General features: G+C 48.1%; 13 protein-coding genes. 2 read left to right on the top strand and 11 right to left on the bottom strand.

Features of this window, described 5'->3' with window-relative positions; all coding sequences use genetic code 11:
* Window positions 1-19 precede the first annotated feature (19 nt).
* Both G395_RS0118550 and G395_RS0118545 read left to right on the top strand, forming a co-directional pair.
* Window positions 20-337, top strand: a complete 318-nt coding sequence (locus G395_RS0118550) for a type II toxin-antitoxin system HigB family toxin (protein ID WP_229204221.1) — start codon at window positions 20-22, stop codon at window positions 335-337.
* Between the two features lie 5 nt (window positions 338-342).
* A complete protein-coding gene (locus G395_RS0118545) occupies window positions 343-708 on the top strand; it encodes a helix-turn-helix domain-containing protein (protein WP_026631426.1) in 366 nt (121 codons plus the stop codon).
* A gap of 6 nt (window positions 709-714) precedes the next feature.
* Here the strand turns inward: G395_RS0118545 and G395_RS0118540 are convergent, their stop codons facing one another.
* From G395_RS0118540 to G395_RS0118490, 11 genes are all read right to left on the bottom strand, one after another.
* A complete protein-coding gene (locus G395_RS0118540) occupies window positions 715-2,742 on the bottom strand; it encodes an aceric acid hydrolase (protein ID WP_026631425.1) in 2,028 nt (675 codons plus the stop codon).
* Between the two features lie 18 nt (window positions 2,743-2,760).
* Window positions 2,761-4,602, bottom strand: a complete 1,842-nt coding sequence (locus tag G395_RS0118535; RefSeq protein WP_026631424.1) for an exo-alpha-sialidase — start codon at window positions 4,600-4,602, stop codon at window positions 2,761-2,763.
* On the bottom strand, window positions 4,589-6,001 hold the full coding sequence (locus G395_RS0118530) for a RagB/SusD family nutrient uptake outer membrane protein (protein WP_026631423.1): 1,413 nt from the start codon (window positions 5,999-6,001) through the stop codon (window positions 4,589-4,591). The genes G395_RS0118535 and G395_RS0118530 overlap by 14 nt, the downstream gene beginning before the upstream one ends.
* Window positions 6,002-6,087: 86 nt before the next feature.
* Window positions 6,088-9,234, bottom strand: coding sequence for a SusC/RagA family TonB-linked outer membrane protein (locus G395_RS0118525; RefSeq protein WP_026631422.1), 3,147 nt, complete (start codon window positions 9,232-9,234; stop codon window positions 6,088-6,090).
* Window positions 9,235-9,486: 252 nt separating this feature from the next.
* Window positions 9,487-10,968 (bottom strand): FGGY family carbohydrate kinase, encoded by a 1,482-nt coding sequence (locus G395_RS0118520; protein WP_026631421.1) that lies wholly within the window; start codon window positions 10,966-10,968, stop codon window positions 9,487-9,489.
* 67 nt (window positions 10,969-11,035) lie between these two features.
* Window positions 11,036-13,351: a glycoside hydrolase family 95 protein gene (locus G395_RS0118515; RefSeq protein ID WP_026631420.1), complete on the bottom strand. Its 2,316-nt coding sequence runs from the start codon at window positions 13,349-13,351 to the stop codon at window positions 11,036-11,038.
* A 41-nt stretch (window positions 13,352-13,392) separates the two neighbouring features.
* Window positions 13,393-15,654 carry a DUF5703 domain-containing protein gene (locus G395_RS0118510; protein ID WP_229204220.1) on the bottom strand — a complete coding sequence of 754 codons (2,262 nt, stop codon included), beginning with the start codon at window positions 15,652-15,654 and terminating at the stop codon, window positions 13,393-13,395.
* A 99-nt stretch (window positions 15,655-15,753) separates the two neighbouring features.
* Window positions 15,754-16,347, bottom strand: coding sequence for a DUF3826 domain-containing protein (locus tag G395_RS0118505; RefSeq protein WP_026631418.1), 594 nt, complete (start codon window positions 16,345-16,347; stop codon window positions 15,754-15,756).
* Window positions 16,348-16,359: 12 nt separating this feature from the next.
* Window positions 16,360-17,244, bottom strand: a complete 885-nt coding sequence (locus G395_RS0118500) for a sugar phosphate isomerase/epimerase family protein (RefSeq protein WP_026631417.1) — start codon at window positions 17,242-17,244, stop codon at window positions 16,360-16,362.
* A 62-nt stretch (window positions 17,245-17,306) separates the two neighbouring features.
* A complete protein-coding gene (locus G395_RS0118495) occupies window positions 17,307-18,389 on the bottom strand; it encodes a sialidase family protein (RefSeq protein WP_026631416.1) in 1,083 nt (360 codons plus the stop codon).
* Entirely contained in the window at window positions 18,386-19,936 is a 1,551-nt protein-coding gene (locus G395_RS0118490) for an MGH1-like glycoside hydrolase domain-containing protein (protein WP_035361726.1), read from the bottom strand. The genes G395_RS0118495 and G395_RS0118490 overlap by 4 nt, the downstream gene beginning before the upstream one ends.
* Window position 19,937 lies beyond the last annotated feature (1 nt).

The raw sequence follows: 19,937 nt of genomic DNA, 5'->3' as shown, positions 1-19,937 counted from the left end.
TCAAAACAATATTATAATTTTGAATATATTTAAATTTGGCATTTTGGTTATCGTTTCGCACAAGGCTATCAGAGAATTTTGCATCAAGAATCCGGCTTGGCAGCAGGCTCTGGAAAAGTGGTATAAAGAAACGACCGCCTGCGATTGGTCAAATTTTAGCGATATTAAAAAGACATTTAACTCGGTTGATTCAGTTGGGAATGGGCTTTTTGTATTCAATATTGCTGGTAACCATTGCCGGTTGGTAGCAAGGATATTTTTTAGAAAACGGACATTATTTATCCGGTTTATTGGCACACACAAACAATATGATCACTTAGATATCTCAACATTATAAGCGTTATGAAAAAGTTGAAAAACGAGCTGGAATATCAGCATGCTTTGCATGATCTTGATGTTCTGATGAAAAAAGGCGAAGACCATATCACTGATCAGGAAGCCGAAATAATTGAGTCGCTTGCGCTGGCTATTCAAGCATTCGAAAAAACTTATTACCCTTTCCCTATTCCCAAAACCATCCCCGAAATGGTTGAATTAAAGCGCTTTCAGCTGAAATTGACACAGGCGGCGCTGGCGGATATGCTGGGGCTGGGGAAGCCTAAGCTTTCCCAGATCCTGAATGGCAAGCGCGAGCCGGATGTTCCTTTTTTGAAGGCCGTATACCAAAAACTGGGCGTTGATCCCGGCTTTCTGCTGGATAATGCCTAACTGCGTTTACCGCGCCAGCGGCAGCCAGACCGACATATCATTGTGCCCGCGGTTGCCCCAGGCGTAATATGGGACCAGGCGGACGGGGATTGTTTTTGGCGTTTCCGTGGAAACTTCCCGGTACAGTTTTTTGGTCCAATCCGTGTTATCCACCAGCATGGCATCGCCTTGCAGGCTCATAACCGGGCTGTTTTCAATGGTTAATGGTGTTGGTTTCAAATTATTTTTTACACCGATGGCCACGTCAAAAATGGTTCTTCCTTTGGGCAAATCCACCGATTCCAGACAATAAACAACCGGCCCGCGCTTCACGGCGATCTGGTTGCGTGTTTCCTCCACCAATGGGTTCGATTCGATCAGTTTTACGGGCATAGGAAGCATTATTTCGATCTTGTCGCCTGCTTTCCAGTTGCCTTTGATTTCTGCATAAGTTCCTGAAACCAGCTTGCTGTTATGCGCTTTTCCGTTCACCCATATCTTCGCACCGCTGCACCAGCCGGGAATGCGGAAAAACATGGAGAACGGGTCTTTGGGTGCTGCTTGCAAAGTTATATTCACCTTTCCGTCCCAGGGATAATCCGTGGTCTGGGTCAGTTTTAATGCACCCGATTTGAGTTTTGTATCCAAATTATTGCCTCCATACAGATTGAAAAACACGCCTGCATCCGAGAGGCTGTAAGCATACTGGCTCACTTCTGAAACCGTACGCACGACGTTGGGCGGGCAGCAATTGGATTTTGAAATATAACTAACCCTATCTTTCGACCAGCGCTGCGCAAATGGAAGCGAATCGGAATAGCTCAATGGATTGGTATACAAAAACTTATCCCCTTTCAAATTAATGCCTGACAACACACTGTTGTATAAGGCAAGCTCTACAATGTCTGCGTATTTTGCATCGCCCGTGATTTGCAGCATCCGCCAGTTCCAGAGCACATTGCCGATGTTGGCACAGGTTTCGTTGTGGGCAGTGTAGTTGGGAAGCTGGTAATCCCGGCCGTAAGCCTGATGCACTTTTTGCACCTCATCGGGCTTATAGGAAGTTCCGTCCGGGGAGACGCCGTCGTAGAGCGAGCCACATGCTCCGGTAACGTACATTTTATGCTGGGTAACATCGTCCCACATGACGTGAAGCTGGTTGAGCAGCGCGGCGTCACCTGTTTCCGCATATACATCTGCTACGCCTGCATACAGATAATTGGCGCGCACGGCGTGACCCATGACTTTGGTTTGTTTCAAAAACGGGATCCGGTCCTGGTTATCGTCGGTGCCTTCGGTTGCCCCTTTGATGGAGATCAGATGTTTGACCAATGTCAGGTATTTTTCATCTCGTGTAGTGCGGTAAAGCTCCGATAAACCCATGTAATGTGATGGGCAAATGGCGTTTCTGGATTGCTCGGGCGTGGCTGTGTTGTAAAAACCAATTAAAAAATCGGCTGCTTTTTTAGCGACATTCAGCAACGAAGTTTTTCCGGTTGCGCGGTAATGTACACATGCGGCGGTCATCAGGTGGCCAAAATTGTATGCCTCAAAACTGAGCCTGTCAGCGAACATTTGTGCTTCGCCGCTCTTCTTTTGATCTATAATCGCTTTGGTATAAATATAGCCATCCTCACGTTGGGCTTTGGCCATAACGGCGATGGCCTTGTCCATCATTTCATCCAGCTTTTTGTCCTTTGTAGCCGCATACATGCTCGCGACGGCTTCAAATGTTTTGTAAAAATCGCCATCATGGAAAGAAGGCCCTTTGAAGTTCCCTTTTTCCAAGCCTGCCGCAATTTCGAAGTTGCGGAAAGAATGGCTGATAGTCGGATCGGTGTAGGTTTTCCAAAGTTCGGGGACCATGGTTTCGCGGCAAACTTTGAAGCGATCGGCCCAGAATCCTTGTGTCCATTGCACGGCGTTCAGGTCGGTCCCGTGGAGTTTGGCGAAGGAGCTTTTTGACGTGTTAACCAATGCATTGTCCTGTGCGTAAAGCATTTGCGAGAGGAAAAATGCGAAGATTGTAGTGATTATTCTCTTATTTAAATTCATATCTGTTTCGTTGAGAAGTTATTCTGACTTGCTCGTTACATATCGGATGTTATAAGCCGCTTCCCGGTCTTTCCCGCCTGCATTGGGAAGGTCGTACATTTGATCTGTGGGCGTGTCGGCGTTAGGGAATCGTCTGGTGTTTCCGGTCCGGAATGTGATGCGGCTCACGGATTCCAGCGGGGCAAAAAGAATGTTATTACCTAGATTTTTGCCATTGACCGTCACGCTGTAAAGCCGCGTTTCCGTGTTGATCCTCACCGTGATCTCGTATTTTTCACCCGGCTTATAGGTCATCAGATTTTTGTTCCTATAACCTGCTTTCGCCCTGAAATTACCCGTCGAATCAAAGGAAAGTCTGATCCCGGGTGTGCCTTTTGCATCCTGGAACTCGATATCCAGCAAACCGTGGTCATTTTGTATTGGCTCAACAGCAATTTCAGCAACCAACTGCTTGGTAGCGGGGATTGCGCGTTCTGCTTTGGCATAATCAAACGGATCTGAGTCTTTTAAGGACAGCAATTTCGTGTTATCTGCGCCTTTCTCAATGCCGACAGCGGCCCAAAGCGGACTGTAAATGTTCCATTCCGAAAGCTCCTTTCCATTTGGCAGCTCATTAAAGCGGTCCGTTACGTGTTTCCCGGCCACGGATCTTACAGGCACAGGAACGGATGAGACCCAGATATCCTCTTTGTTCATGCTGTAGCTAACCCAAAGCTTGCCATCTGGAGGCACTCCGTCCCCCTCACTGATGCCACGCGGATACTGCGGGCCATAAGATTTGTAATTGCCGCCATAGCGCATGGACGTGATCTCGCCATTTACCAGGAGCAGATTTTTATAATTCAGTCCATCATCACTTACCGAAATGGCGAGCGGCCAGCGGAATTCGGATGGATTGTAAACCGTTGCATACTTGCCGTCGGAAGTTTTTTGTCCCCATATTTTGGCATTACTATTGACGAATCCGGGCGCACGCTTGGGCTTGTACAGCCAGGTCGCGCCATTGTCTTTGCTCATGCTGGTCAAGGCATTTTTCCAAAGGCCCACCACCCTGCCATCCGGCAAATGATACGCACTGAGCGCTTTATATTCTCCTTTCAATGAAATTAACGGATCATCCCTGTCGGCTTCTTCCACCCATTGCTGCGTTACCAGCTTATTGGCCAGCAGCTCTTCGCAGGCTTTGACAAATTCCTTATCCTTGCTTTCAGTAAACAGTGGATAACCCGATTTTTGCTTCCATGAAACATTTGGCCTGATGAAATAAATAGGCCCGAAACTGCCATCCTGCCTGATTTCCCGCACCACGCGGCCAATTCCGTTTCCATCGTTTGGATCGTCTTTGGCATCCAATGCGATGCCGTAATAGGCCAGCGTCAGCAATTTTTTGCTTTTGGAAACAAAAAAACCCATGCGCTGGTGCATGACTGCGTAAAGGTCTTTCGCCGTTCCGGGATACGTCTTTTTGGTTGTCCCGTCGGGAATTTTATAGGGCGGGAAGAGCGTAACCGGTTTCGTCCATATGCGGCCATCTTTTGAAGTCTGAAGTAATGTTTGCCCCGGCGGAATGTGCTCACCCACAGGATTGCTCAGGTAATTGAGATAAAATGTATTGTTCCAATAAGCGAGATTGGGTGCATGATTATAAGTCCAGGTTATAGCCGTATCCTTGCCCGGATCCTCGCGGTTAACCCGCAATGTCTGGTAGGAATGGACGCCGATCGCCGGCGTAAGCGCGCCATGGTGATAATCCACATTCACCAAAATTTTACCCGTATAACGGACCGTGTCCTGCGCGTGCGAAAGCTGCACGCACAGGACTGCCACCAATGTTGTTATTTTCAGTTTAATATCCGGCATTCTGTGTTATTCTAGAGTTCTGATCGCGGACAATGTTCGGGATCGGCAATAGTAATTTGGGTTCGGAAACATTCTTTCCTTTGGCGGTCAGGACCGGAATCGCACGGTTTGTTCTTTTTAAATCAAACCATCTGTGAAATTCGAAAGCGAGCTCCATTCTGCGCTCATGCTCCAGTGCCAGCGCCACGGTGTTGTATTTGACAGGATAACCCGCTGTTCCGTAAAGCGGTAATGCTGCCCTTTTGCGAACTTCATTGAGATAGGAAACTTCCCCGGTTGCTTCTGTCAGCATCAACAGGACATCCGCATAACGCAGCACGATAAAATTGTTGTTGGCTGCAATGTTCTGGTTGATGAGCGGGGCTGTTTTGTCCGTCCATTTTTTGGGAAATTTCGCGGCCGTAAAAGCACCTTTGGCATCCACAAAACCCGTATCAATGCTGGCTTCCCTGCGGGAATCGCCTTTTTCATATTCGTTCCAGATGTCGTCAACGACCTGGTTCATGCCCGCTCCGTAAAAGCCCAGTGCGATCGAATTAGGAAAGAATTCGAGATAGTAATTGCTGTAAGGGTTCGTCGCGCTGCCTCCCAGGAACTGGATTTCGAAGATGGATTCTTTGGTATTCTTATTTTTCACGTCCCAAAGCGAAGCATAGGAAGGCAACAGCTCATATTGTTTGCTGTCGTAAACCTCTTTCAGCTCCTTTGCCGCATTCGCCTTATCGCCGGCTGTGAGGTATATTTTGCCTAAAAGCGTTTGTGCAGCCCCTTTGGTTGCCCTGCCCACAATGCTGGAAGTGGCGGGTAATTTTGCTTTGGCTTCGTTCAGGTCTTTGATGATCTGCGCATAAATTTCCGTCGACGGAGAACGCAAAATGTCGTAAGCTTCCGCAGCGGTCACCGGCTTGGTTACCAGCGGCACATCACCCCAGATCCGCACCATATTGAAATAGTAAAGCGACCGCAGGAACAGCATTTCACCTTGTACCTGAGATTTGTAAGCAGCATCGATATCGGCCGCGGCTATCTTGTCCAGGATAATGTTAATGTTGTAAAGCGACTTGTAGAAATCCTGCCAGAACTGATAAACCATCGTATTGGCAGGAGCCAGTGAATAATCCCGGAACTGCCATTTATCGGCCTGGTTGCCCGAAATGTTAAAGATCGTAACATTGTCGCCCATCAATTCACCGGCATACGAAACCGGACCCTGCGGATGATAAACGGTTACCAAAGTGTTGTAAGCCGCATTGGTGGCGAGGTCGAAATCGGTTTTGGTTTTATAGAAGATCTCGGCGTTCGGGTTTGAGATCGGGGCAAGTTCCAGGAAGGAGTCTTTGCAGCCCCACGTGGTGGCCAGGATGCTGGCGGCCAGCGCTATTTTTAATATATTTTTCATTTTTGTTTCTAATGTTTTGGGTTTGCTTCGAACACTCCGCAGCGGCAGCCGCAAATTGAATTGTTAGTTTCTGACGCTATGCCGCATTAGAGATCAGCTTTGATGCCTACGGTAATGGTTCTTGGCAATGGATAAGATCCGTAATCTACGCCCTGGAATGCGCCCGGCACAGGCGCGTTTCCGCTGCTGTAAGACCCTGCTGTTTCCATGCTGCTGCTATATGACGTTGTTCCGTAAGTTGTATTTTCTGGGTCGTAACCTGTGTATTTGCTGAATAAATGCACGTTTTCGGCATTCACGTAAACCCTGGCACTGCCGATTTTGAGCTTGTTGGTCCATTTCGCAGGCAATGAATAGGAAACCCGCACATTCCGCAACCGCACGAAAGATGCATCTTCCACCCAGTAGGATGAGAATTGCTTTTGAAGGCCCAGATAATTTACCGACGGCTTGAAATGTTTGCCATCGCCAGGCTGGGCTTCCGAACGCCAGTAATTGTACATGCTTTCAAAGAAATTACGGCCATTATCCCAGGTGCCCAGATAGCGCACATTGTTGTTGGCAATCTCTCCGCCGAACGATCCCTGAAACAAAAACGAAAGCTCAAAACCCTTATAACCAAGCGTATTGGTGATCCCGGCAGTGAAATCGGGCTGATAGTTGCCCAATATCGTCCGGTCCGCATCTGAGATTTTTCCATCCCCGTTCACATCGCGCACCCTTGGGTCGCCGGGCGTGGTGCTGGCGTGATGCGGGTAAGCATCAATTTCGCCCTGGTTGTTGAAAACACCATCAAAAACATATCCGTAAAAATTCGAAACAGGCTGCCCTACTTCCGTGCGGACGGTTACCACATTATCCACATACTGGATCGGCGCATTGCCCGGGCCCAGTTGCAGCACTTTATTGCGGTTTCTAGACACGTTGAAATCGGTTGTCCAGGTAACGGCACCTGCCAGGTTTTTGGTGGAAATGTTTAGTTCAACACCCCGGTTACGCATCTTGCCAATGTTCGTGAGCTGGGAAGAAAAGCCCGTGATGTCCGGGACAGGCACGAAAAGGAGCATATCGCGGGTGATCGAATTGTAATATTCTGCCGATAGGTTTACCCGGTTATTGAATATGGCCAGGTCAACACCCACATTAAACTGGTTTGTCTTTTCCCAGCGCAGTCCGGAGTTGGCCAGGTTACTCACTTTCAAGCCATTCGCAATCGTTGTGCCGTTCACATAAGGAGCCGATGCCAGCAAGCTGATCGATCCGTAATTAGGGATCTGGTTGTTGCCGGTCACGCCGTAGCTGGCGCGGAGTTTCAGACTGTTGATCGCATTCACGCCTGATAAAAAGCGCTCGTCAGAAATGAGCCAACCTGCTGATACAGAAGGAAAGTAACCCCATTTATTGTCTTCTCCAAAACGCGACATACCATCGCGACGGATCGCACCTGTAAGGAAATATTTGTTCTTAAAATTGTATTGCACCCGTGCGAGATACGAAAGCAACGACCATTCGCTCGCCGTGGTGTTCCCGGCTGTGACCGTTCCCGCATTGAGCGTATGAACCAGGTCATTAGGAAAATTATTGGCAGCCACATACATGGTCTCGTCACGCTGTTTCTGGCTTGTATAACCCAAAAGTCCCGTTAATGCATGCTCTCCGATCTTTTTCTCATAGGTTAATGTGTTTTCGCTCAGCCAGTTGAACATATAAGCGTCTCCTGCATTGCCTTGCGCTGCCAGCACCGCCGAGTAACCGTATTTTTGTTTATCATTCCAATAAAATGCATTTCGCGAGTTGTAAAGGTTACCACTAAGGCTCGTCCTGAATCTCAGATTATCGACGATCTCATATTCCAGAAAGCCTGTTGCCAGCGTATTGAACGACTTTCTGGACTTATCCACTTCCCTTGTAAGCGAATATGGATGCCATAAATTCATGTCGCCGAATGAGGTGAACCGGAACCAGGCTGAATTGGGATCACGGAACCCTAGGTTGCCATTTTCATTGTAAACCGGAAAATGCGGGTTGCTTTGCAATCCCAGACTGATGACGTCGCTTTTCCCTTGCGTGCCTTCCGTGCGGTCAAAAATTGAGGTGATGCCCAGATTGAGTCCGACACTTAACCGCTTGTTGATCTGCGTTTTAACATTAGATCTTACCGACAAGCGTTTGTAATAGTTTGCATCCAAAACAGCCGTTTGATCCAGGTAAGCAGCCGAAAACATGTATTGCGTTTTTTCCGTGCCACCCGAAATCGTCACTTGCGCATTGTAGGACGGGGCTGTGCGGAACATGACATCCTGCCAGTTGGTGCCTTTTCCGAATTGCTCCGGATTATTTGTAAAGTCTTCCGGTATTTTTAATGTTGCGGGACGCACACTGTTCGGGTCGCTGGCCTTCCCGCCCTGCGCCGTCCACGCATTGTTTTTTGCATCTTTATAGGTTTCAATGTATTGCTGTGCGTCCATCATTTTCACGCGACGGACTACTTTTTGCGATCCGTATTCCACATTTGCGCTAACGCTTACTTTTCCAGGCTTGCCCATTTTGGTCGTAACCAAAATCACCCCGCTGGAACCTCTGGAACCGTAAATTGCAGCAGAAGAAGCATCTTTCAAAACCTCGATCGACTCGATGTCCTGTGGATTAATGAGGTTCAGATTGAAATTTTCAAGCGGAACGCCGTCCACAACGATCAGCGGGTTTGTGCCAGCTGTAATGGAGCTGACCCCACGGATCTTGATCACCGGTGAAGCGCCCGGTGCTCCCTGCGATTGGGAAATGTTAACCCCCGGCAAAGTCCCGGCAAGCGACTGCGTCACGTTGCTGAAAGAGCGGTCTTTGAATTTATCATAATTAATAGAAATCACCGCCCCGGTAACGGCGCGCTTGCTTTGTGATCCATAACCGACCACGACCATTTCTTCCAGTGATTTGCTTTCTGAATTTAGCTTTACCGAAATCTCCGTGCGACTCCCAACTGTCTCTTCAACAGACTGATAACCTACGAAACTGAAAACCAGCACTGTTTCCTGACTCGGCACCTCAATCTGGAATGTTCCATCCGCGCCCGTTGTCGTTCCCCGCTGCGTCCCCTTGATCACAACACTCACACCCGGTAAAGGGTCCGTGTCATTAACGCCTGTCACGCTGCCTTTTACAGCGAGACTCTGCGCATTCACCACCGGCACAGCCAGTATCAATGCCAGGATGATCGGTAAGATTCTCTTCATATGTGATCTTTCTTTTACTTTCTTTTTTATTCTATTTTTTACGAAAAATAGGAACATTTTCACATACAAAAAACAGTTCGCTAATATTTATGTCTTATTTCGATAAAAAATTGTTTAAAACCATCCCGATTACGCATTTTGACTCTCAAAAGAGCATGCAATCGAAATGTTGTCTGGTAAAAAATAGAAAGTAATATAAAAAGCCTGCGTGGGACATAGAGGCTTCATCTACTAATAAAATGCTGATTTTAATCAACCAATCGCTTCCTGCCAACCTATATATCCAGCCCGGGCGATCGCATTGTCAGGCGAAGGAAGCAGCATTGTATGGTTGCTGTCCAAATTTTTGAGAAAAGCAATGTCCTTGTATACACCAGCTTGCAAGCCAGCAAGATAAGCCGCGCCCAAGGCCGAAACCTCTGGAAAGCCCAGATTCACTACCGGCTTTTCCAGTAGATCCGCCAGGAACTGAACGACGAATGTGTTGGCGGTGAGGCCGCCATCAACTTTCAATTCCTGCAACAAAATGCCCGTATCCGCCTCCATAGCCGTAATTACATCCTTGATTTGGTAGGGAATGGATTCCAGGGCAGCCCTTACCACGTGATTTTTATTACAGTCAAAAGTCAGCCCGGTGATGGAGGCTTTGCGGCTCATATCCCAGTGCGGCGCGCCTAGTCCGCTGAATGCCGGAACCAGGTATACGCCATTATTATCACGGACCGCATTTGCCATCTCCTGCGTATCTGCAATGTCCCCAAACATTCCAAGATTATTTTTCAACCATAAAACCGTCGCGCCGCACGTGACGATAACGCCTTCCAGCGCATATTCTACGTGGTCGCCCGTACTCCATCCAATGGTCGTTACCATGCCATTTTTGGAAGATTTTGGCTCTTTTCCTATATTCATTAAGATGGAGGAGCCCGTCCCCAATGTTGCTTTTGCCACGCCCGGCGCGAAACATCCTTCCCCAAAAGCAGCGGCATGCGAGTCGCCGATCATACCGGTGACATTGATTTTGGTTTGCAACAATCCTTCAAAATCAGTTGCACCAAAGGAGGAAGATGAAGGTTGAATATCAGGAAGTTGCAGGTTTTTCAAGTCAAATTTACTTAGCAAGTCGCGGTCCCAATCCAATGTTTTAAGATTGAAGAATAAGGTCCGCGAGGCATTGGTATGATCGGTGAGATAGGCTGAGCCGCTGGTTAATTTGTACAGCAACCAAGTGTCGACTGTCCCGAAAAATGCCTTTCCAGCTTCGATAGTGGCTTTTACGGCTGCATTATGCTCATTGAGCCAAATCACTTTTGAGCCCGAGAAATAAGGATCGATCAGCAGTCCTGTTTTCTCCCGGATCTCATCTTCCAGGCCGGATGTTTTGAGTTTTTCACAAACAGCAACCGATCTTTTACATTGCCAAACCACGGCCGGGCACAAAGGTTTTCCAGTTTCATCCCACAACACGAATGTTTCGCGCTGATTCGAAATCCCGCAGGCCGTTATCTCGGAAATGATTCCACCCTTTTGCTCAAAATCGGCTAGGCATTTCCGAACGGATAAAAGCACATTTTGGTAAATCTCCTCAGGATCCTGCTCTACAAGCCCACCATCCAGATACTGCGTATGAAGCGCCTCCACGCCGCGCGCGACAGCAGCGCCCATTCTGTCGAATACGAGTGTTTTAGTGCTGCTCGTGCCTTGGTCAATCGCCAGTATAAATGGGCCGTTCATATTATTCAAAAGTCAGAAAGGAAATAAATAAAAAACATTCGGAAGTAAAGATAAATACAGGACAGGTTTACTGTACTTGAAGGTCCGCATTCAATTTATAATGCTTCCCTTTCACCGTCTCGAATGTCACGCGTTTGGATCCATAGCGGACATGGCAAGGGTTACCCGCCTTCGAAAGTACGTCAACACTCTGTAACTGAGCATTTTTCCATTCCATAGTAATTTCAAAAGCGCCCCTGGCGACCAGGCCGGACACTGTTCCATCGGGTAATGCCTTGGGAAGAGCAGGCAATAAATGCAGTTCTCCCAGATGGCTTTGCGCCAGTAATTCCAGGATGCCTGCTGCTCCGCCAAAATTCCCATCGATCTGGAACGGTGGATGCGCGTCGAAAAGATTGGGATAGGAACCTCCCCCGCCCTTTTTTACGGAAGCATCCATGATGGGGTTAAAGAGCTTTCGGATCATTGTGTAAGCATGTTCGCCATCCAGGAATCTCGCCCAGTAATTGATTTTCCAGGCAAGGCTCCACCCAGTTCCGTCATCGCCGCGGAATTCGAGTGATTTTTTTGCAGCTTGAATCAGTTCAGGCGTTTTGTCAGGAGTGATTTCCTCGCCCGGATACACGCCCCACAAATGCGACACATGCCGGTGATGGCTTGTTGTGTCATCAATATCCGTCATCCATTCTTGTAATTGACCTGCCTTACCCACCTGATTGGGAGCGATTTGCGAGGAAAGTTTCTCCAATTTCGCTGAAAAATCCTGATCTGTTTTCAGCACATTTGCGCTTGCAATGCACGCTTTGAATAATGCCCTGATAATCTGGTGGTCCATCGTTGGTCCAGCTACCAAGCCACCGTTTTCAGGTGAGTTGGAAGGCGAGCTGATCAGCATGCCGGTCTGTGGGTCTTTGACCAAAAAATCAACAAAAAATGCTGCTGCGCCCTTCATGAGCGGATAAGCCGTTTTTTCGAGAAAAATTTTATCCTGTGTAAAACGGTAATGTTCCCACAAATGCAGGCTCAGCCACGCACCGCCTGTGACCCAGATCCCGTGATTGGAAGCATTGATCGGCGCCGCACCGCGCCAGACGTCGGTGTTGTGATGCACCAACCAGCCATTTGCATTGTAATGTTGTTTTGCTGTTTCCGCGCCGGTTTTCGACAGATCGGCAATCATCGCGAAAAGCGGCTGATGACATTCCGCCAGATTGCCCATTTCGACCGGCCAGTAATTCATTTCCGTATTAATGTTCACCGTGTATTTGCTGTCCCAGGAAGGTTTCAGCTGGTGGTTCCACTTTCCCTGTAAGTTCGCCGCATGCGTGCCGGGCCGACTGCTCGCAATAAGCAAATAGCGCGCATACTGCACATATAAGGCCAAAAAAGCCGGATCATCGGGGTTATCCTTGAATTTGACAAGTCGTTCGTCTGTGGGCAATGCGGAATTGGTTTTCACAGGAAGATGCAGCGCAAAACGACCGAAAAGTCGCTGATGATCTGCAATGTGGTCTTTCAAGGCCTTATTAAAAGGTGGTGCATTTTTGAGGATAGCAGCTGATCTCTCAGCAGGATTTCCATTTACAGTTCGATAATCCACATAATTCGTTGCCGCTGAAAGAATTACTGTTGCTGTTGTAGCATTGTCAACATTAATTTTACCATTCTCCTGACTGACTTTCCCATCCGTAACGACCTTCATTTTGGCCACGCCTTCAAGCACCCCATTTTCAACCTTCACTTGCAATGTCAAATCGTTAGCATACCCGGTTATGTTTTTTTGCGCATGAATGGCATCCATGCGAACGGCGAAATTCAGCTTTCCGGCTTGATCGGCTGTAAGTTTTACATAAATGGCCTTGGCCGGATAACTTGCAAAAACTTCCCTTTTAAAACCGACATTACCATTCTTATAATAAACCTGCGCAATCCCTTTTTCAAGATCCAGCTCGCGGCGATAGTCGCTCACGTTTGTATGCTCCGGAAAATCAATGTGCATATCGCCGAATGCCTGATAGGCCATTTGCCGCAGCGGAACACCCATAAAATGCTCACTGGCAAGCGCTTCCGCTTCTTTTTGCCTGCCCTCGTTCAGCAATGTCCGGATCTGAGATAAATACTGGCTTGCGCCTTTGTGCGCATAACTTCGTGGCTCGCCGGTCCACAACGTCTCCTCATTAAACTGGATCCGCTCATTTTCCACACCGCCAAACACCATCGCCGCCAGGCTGCCGTTGCCGATGGGCAATGCATCTTCCCATTGTTTGGAAGGTTGTTTATACCAAAGTTTCAGATCCTGCGCATGGCTTGACATCGTGCTCAGACTGATCACAAGCCCGGCCAGTAATGTTGCTTTTGAAAGTTGTAAGAACCTGAAAATCATTTGTATACATTTAGATTAAGAACTAAACCGCTTTACTGCGCTCAATACGAGTTCGTCCATTCAGCCATCACCACGTCTTTTCTCCGTGCTTCCGGGGTCACTTTCAAATGATAGACCTTTCCATTTTTCAGTTCTCCCTCAACAGTTGTGTTATAAGGCGCATGAAGCTTGAAATGCACATCCCAGCCTTGTGGCCAGGCCGGGAAAAGGTAAATCGAATCGCCGACGGTTTGCATCAGCATTTCCTGCAAGCCAATCATGCCCGAGCCGCCCCAATTATGGTCGGGAACCCAGTCGTGACCCGGCCCCCAGAATGCCGGAAACCGGCGGCCAGAATCTCGTAACTTCCTGATGGTAAGCGCCGCGGCTTCCTCGGCCAGCGCTAGTCTTGCGCAAAAAATATTGTCCTGGTGCCAGCTCGTATGGTTCCTGTTTTTGATGGCTTCGGTGTCATATTTCCAGGTGTTCACCGCCACTTCCAGGTCTGGCAGGCCCACGCCGTACATGCCGAAAGGGAAAACGGGGTAAAGCTGCGGGATCTCCGTGTTCTGGATCCGCTCCCAGGCCTGGGCCGGCGCAATGGTCTGGCGTCCCTCCATTTGACGAAAACTTAATGGCGGCACCCTACTAAGCCTGCTTTCCCAATCTTTTCGCTGATCCGGTGTTCCGTATTTTTCCGGCAGGGCGAGCAAGCGCGAAAGCACTGTTTTCAGGCCGGAAATGGTGGTTACGGAGTTGTAAGTCATTTTGTAAGTCTCCGCTGCCGAGCCTGGGAAAATGATGAGTTGACCGTTTTGATTGAGCTTTTTCGCTCCGCGTTTTTCAGCCAGGTATTGATAATGTTCGTCAAAAAAGACGGTGCAGCTTTCAATCAGCGGAAGATATTTGCTAATGTCAGTTCCTGTAAATCGCTCGATATCAAGCATCATCAGGCAAAATTCTAGCGACGTGTCCCAGACATATTCAAGCCAGGCATTGTATTCCAAACCCGGATCAAAATCCTTCGGGCGTTTTTGTCCGTATTCTGCATAATTGGGCAAGCCGAAATTTTCAATTTGCTCCGTAAAAGAGGCGCCCTTGTGGCCCCAGTAATGTTTTGTGCGTGCTTCTGCATTGCGCAATGTGCGCAGGTAAAAATCAAATTGCGAAGACATCATATCAAAATCGCCGCTTTTCAGCATCGGCCAATAAACCAGCCGCTGGTTCTGGGCCGTGAATGTCCCGCCGCCCCAGCTCCGGTAATCCGGCCCGAATTTCAATGTGGAATCGATAAAAACTGGATCGTATGTGAACAATCCGCCGTTGAATTTTGTGGGGTACGAACCATAAGCATTGCAACCCAGCATATATCTGAAAATCTGATAATTACGCCCCACTTGCCAAATCGGAGAAGCCGCGTCCGGCTTGCTGACATTAATTGCAAGGTGGCTTCGCTGCCAATAAGCTTTCCACCAATCCAGCGTCTTCTGACGGGCTGTTTTTTCTTCTTTTTTAACTTTTGAAACAATGGCCAGCAGCCCGCTTTTCCACTTTTCGGCATGGCTATTGTCGTCGATATGAAGGAACACATTCAGTTGATGCGTTCGGGCTGCGGCCTTGCTTCTCAGACCAAATCCCTGAAACGGAGCATTTACATAATTTCCGGAAACTGCCTTCAATTTCCCGTTGTCAAGGTTGGGAACCATATTTTCGCCCTGCATCCAGCCGCCATAAACCATCCCTTTCAGTGGATTCCATAACGCCGATTTCACAGGTTCGAGCTGCTGCTGTTTCACTGCCAGATCGAACAAGGTTGAATCTTTATTTTGATGGTAAAAAAGAATCCCGTTTTGGTGCAGATCGATAATGTCCTTTGAGGCGATTACCTTGTCTTTCAGCCATTTGAACGAACTCGCGTTCTTTTCCCGCGCCTGCACTTCCCGGTCCCGCGTCCGCCAGCTTTCATACCAGGCGTTCACGTTAACAGGCTTGTTACCAGACACATCCACATGCACAACCGGATTGAAAACATCAACCCAAACTTTTAATATAACCTCCTGATTTCCAGACTTGCCTGTAATCTCCACATATCCTTCCAGCAATTTCAGCTCCTGCCTGAATTCGGCCCCTTTTTCAAACGGATTAGGCGATATACGAACCCGCACGCGCCCTAATTTTGGAAAAATATTATTCTCGTCAAATGCCCCGCTTCGTGATAAATAAAACAGCACATCCCCATTTTCAACCCACACATTCAGCCCAACGTCGCCGCCGCCGCAAGGCATGGATTCTCCCGAATTTTTGCTCTGGCTTGTCCACTTCACATTGTAGTTCTCAGGTGAAAACGACTGCGCATATACACTATTTATAAGGCATATATGGATGAAAAACAAGAAACTACATCGTGACGAAAATGACATGGATCAGCCGTTTGATTTGGATGCTTTCTGGCGCGCTTCCCAGTTTTTCCGCTCCTGCTGAATGTCGTAGCCCCGACCCGAAAGATAGTTATTAATGCGGCCTTTGTATTTACCAAAAACCTTGTGCTTTTCTTCGGAAGATCCGCCGTCCATCGCCAGCTCCCGGGCTTCTGTTAACCAACTCATAATCTGCGCTTTCTCATCTTCTTTCAAAGATGGGATCATGTCGGTATAAGCCTTGTAAGTGATCGGAAGAACGCCATAAGTCATGCCATCCTTGATCTTTTCGACTTGCGTGGGCGTGAGCTGAGCCGAAAGTTTAGCTATGTATTGCTTGTGGAGATCAGTCCGTTTTTGAGCCGCCTGTTCGGCGTTTTTATCTTTTTCAAGATCATTCAGATCAACATATTGCTGCACCATAATTTCCCTTACCTGCTTATATTTCACTGAATCCGCGATTTGCAGCCCGGCCAGTATTTTATCGGAACGCTTAGTGACAGTTGTGATATAAGCTTTGTCGTTATCAGGGTTGCTTTGGGCGTTTGCCAATGCGCAAGTCAGCAATGCAATGCTAAGCAAAAATGATTTCAGGTTCATAATGGTTGCGTTTTATGCGTTTTGAAAAATAGATTTCATGAATCTGGTGTTGGCGCCGAAATTCCCTTTTACGTCGCGCGGTTTTGCTGCATCGCGTGAGCGCTCTATCACCAGCCAGCCTTTCCAGCCCATTGTATCCAATGTTGCCTTCACCTTTTTCATGTCGAGACGGGTGTTGTTTTCGAGCCAAACGCCATCCTTATCCGTGCAATGGATCTGACAAATGCGGTTTTTGCCCAAAATCTTTAATTCCTCATTCACATCCCGGCCCGCTTCCAGCGCGTTCGAAAAGTTAAAATAGATCCGAATCGCTTTTGAGCCAACGTCGTCCAATAACTTCACCTCTTCTGCCGCACTCAGCGCGGTTTCAATGCCAATGACAACGCCCGCTTTCTCGCCCATGGGCGCGATGCGTTTCAGCCTCTCAATGATCTGAGGCCGCAATTCCGGATTTTTAACCAGATCGCCCTGCACGCCCATTGGCAGAAAAGCGGTTTTTATGCCCATCTGTTTCATGGTTTCAATGCAATCGCCAATCGTCTTTTCAATGCCGTCGCGTTTGGCGAATGATTGCGAATAAAAACCGGTCATCGCCAGCGAGCAGATTTCGAGATTAAGCTCCTTAGCTTTGTCTAAATATTGTTTTCTTATCGCCGGATCGGCCAGTTTGTTATCAAATGTCGGCCTGTCTCCCAGCCCGCCCATATCCACTTCCAACCCATCCGCCCCGATCTCTTTCGCTAATGGTAAGGCGCTCAATTTCTGCCGTTTCAGGATCATCAGATCAATGACCGCAACCTTATAGCGCTGCTTTTTCCCTTTTGCCAAAAGCGTCGGTGCCCATAGCGAGAATGCGCCGGAGAGGGTTAAAAGGCTTAAAAATGTCCTTCGTTTCATGATTGATCTTTGGTAAAAATTCAGGCTTAACATTCGTAAACAGCATTCTCGTCAGCCCACATTTATTGCGGCCATTTGCCGTCATTAATGGCCTTTCCTTTTAACTTCATCGGATCAATTTTCACATATTTGATCCGCTCGCGGCGCCAGGTGTATACAATGTGCACCATGCCATCGGCCGACTGAATTACAGAAGGATAAGAATACTGACTGATAGGCGAATCTTCCAAAACCAGCGCGGCTTCCCAATTTTTACCATCTTTTGAAATCGCCACATTCAATGGTGTCCGCGGGCCTTTTGCTTCATTGCCCGGAGGCAGCACGTGGTTGTAAACGAGCAATTGCCGACCATCTATCAATGTCACCGCATCAGTCCCGGAGTTGTTATTAGGCAGATTGGAAGCCGTCATTTCCGACCAAGTTTTACCGCCATCCTTCGACCACGATTCAACAATGGCGCGGTTCCGGCTGCGGCACAAGATCTGCATATCTCCGTTTTTATAAGTTAAAAGGCTCGGCTGAATGGCCTGGATCGTTTTCCCGTCATTCAGCGGGCCCACTTTTCGCCATGTTTTCCCAAAATCGGGCGTCACTTCAAAATGAACGCGCCATCCGCCCTTGCCCTCCGTGCTCGACGGGCACCATAGTTCGCCGTTCGCGAGCAAAACGGGTTTGTTTTTGATCGGGCCGAGAAATCCTTCCTGCAATTCCCTGGGTTTTGACCAGCTTTTGCCATTGTCCTTCGAGGTGATCAGGAAGCCCTTCCAGCCCGGCACATTAGGCCCGACTTTGTAGAATAGCATCAGTTCACCATTGGGAATCTGATACAGAACCGGGTTCCAGCAGGCATAGCGCAATGTATCGTTTACGATGCCGTTGGCCACCTCCACGGGCGCGGTCCATTTGCCGCTTTCGAGGCGGCTTACCCAGATTCCTACATCGGGATTGCGTTCTTTTGTCCCGCCAAAAAACGCGCTCACCAGTCCGCCGGGCGTTTCTACAATCGTGGAAGCGTGACTTTCCGGGAAGGAGGTTTTTTCGAAAATAAATTCGTCGGTAATGATGCCGTCTTTCCAGGTTTGAGCATAGGCATTACTGGCGAGACAGAACAGGAATGCGGCGATTGGGATGAGGTGTTTTTTCATATTTGTTTAATCAATAATCTTTCGATTGTTTCTGATGATCCTGCTTTTTTACCGTTGACCAAAACTTGTAATCCTTTTCCTTTTTTGTAATGATCTCCATTTTTATCCCATATGATAGTCAGGATCTTACCGTGATAAAGCACATTATCTAGGCAAAACCAGTCCCACTTTTCCTGCGGGATCAATGGGTTGACTTCAATCATATCATCTTCCCTCGGCCGCAACCCGACCAAACCAGAAATAATGAGATCATTGAATGTCGAATGATTGTAATAGCGGCTTCTTTCCTGGTCGCCTTTGAGCCAGTAACCCGTCGTTTCGTCCAGATATTCGCCGATGTAAGGTTTCCCGCGATAATATTGCGATTCTACGTATAGCTCCATTAACCGGAAATACGTGGTGTCCGTTAGTGGCTTTGCCTGGTCGGCATTCATCCGGTTGGCCATGCCGGTTAATGTCTGAGAAGTGGCGAATGGCCAAACTGCGCCGTCCCACTCACATTTACAACAGCCATGCGTCCGGAAATCGGGGTGACGGCGCTCGGCGGTAGTGAGGCCGAATGGCGCCCGAAATCCCTTTGGATCGATGACTTGCTGCCAGGCTACATCGTATTTTGCATCAGGCAAATTAAAATACCAGGGAATGTAACCGATCGCCTCGCGAACGCCTGCAAATTCTCCTGCGCCGCCCTTTTTTACTGTTTCAAAAAAGTTGGTTTCCGGATTCCAGAGTTTGCTGGTGATCAATTTTTTAAGTGTATCTGCCTTGGCGTTATACAGGCTTTTGGTCATTGAATCGCCCCTTAAAGCGGCGATTTGGGCGATGGCGCGGGCGTTGCCATACATGTAACTGTTGATGGTGGGCCGGGCATTCTGCTCGCGCCTGCCGCCGCTGAGCGATTCTTCCATGCCATCTTTTACGTCTGTTTGCCAGAAAAGTCCGGTGGCTGTGCGGCGGTCTTTTTCCCAGGCCTGATATTCAGATTGCAGGTCGGGCAACATGTTCAGCACAAATGCTTTATCCCTGTTAACCTTGTATCTATTGAAAAGCGCATCGGCTGTCCAGCTGCTGAATGTGAGCAGTTTTTTCATTCTCCCACCTTCATTTCCCCGAAACCAGACATTCACATAATCATTGATATACTGCTGGTTATGGAGCCAGCGGCCTTCATAAATGTGATGCCCAAGCGCGCAGCTGATCATGTTGTATTTATCCGCATAATTACGGTCGACCAGGAATTCGGTGATGATAAAACCCTGCGGCGTGTTGTGAATGTGCTTGCGGAATGTCCACCAGCGGTAATAATAGATCTCCTGAAAATTATCCTGCGGGCTATCAAACAAGGGAATATTGGCCTTCATCCAGTCCCACGATTGCGTATTGGGAATGGCATTCACCTTATTTTCGTCCTCCATCCGGTTGAACTTTTCCACGTGATGCCGGTAGTTTTCTGCTTCTAGCACCGCAGGTCCAATGCTTCTTTTGGAACACGCACTTATGGCGACGAGGAAAATCAGCAAAACATATAGTCCGTTTTTTGTACGCATA

The organism is Dyadobacter alkalitolerans DSM 23607 (genome assembly GCF_000428845.1).
GTDB lineage: Bacteria > Bacteroidota > Bacteroidia > Cytophagales > Spirosomataceae > Dyadobacter > Dyadobacter alkalitolerans.
Note: the sequence above shows the minus strand (reverse complement) of the source record. Positions and strands in the feature narration are given on the sequence as shown.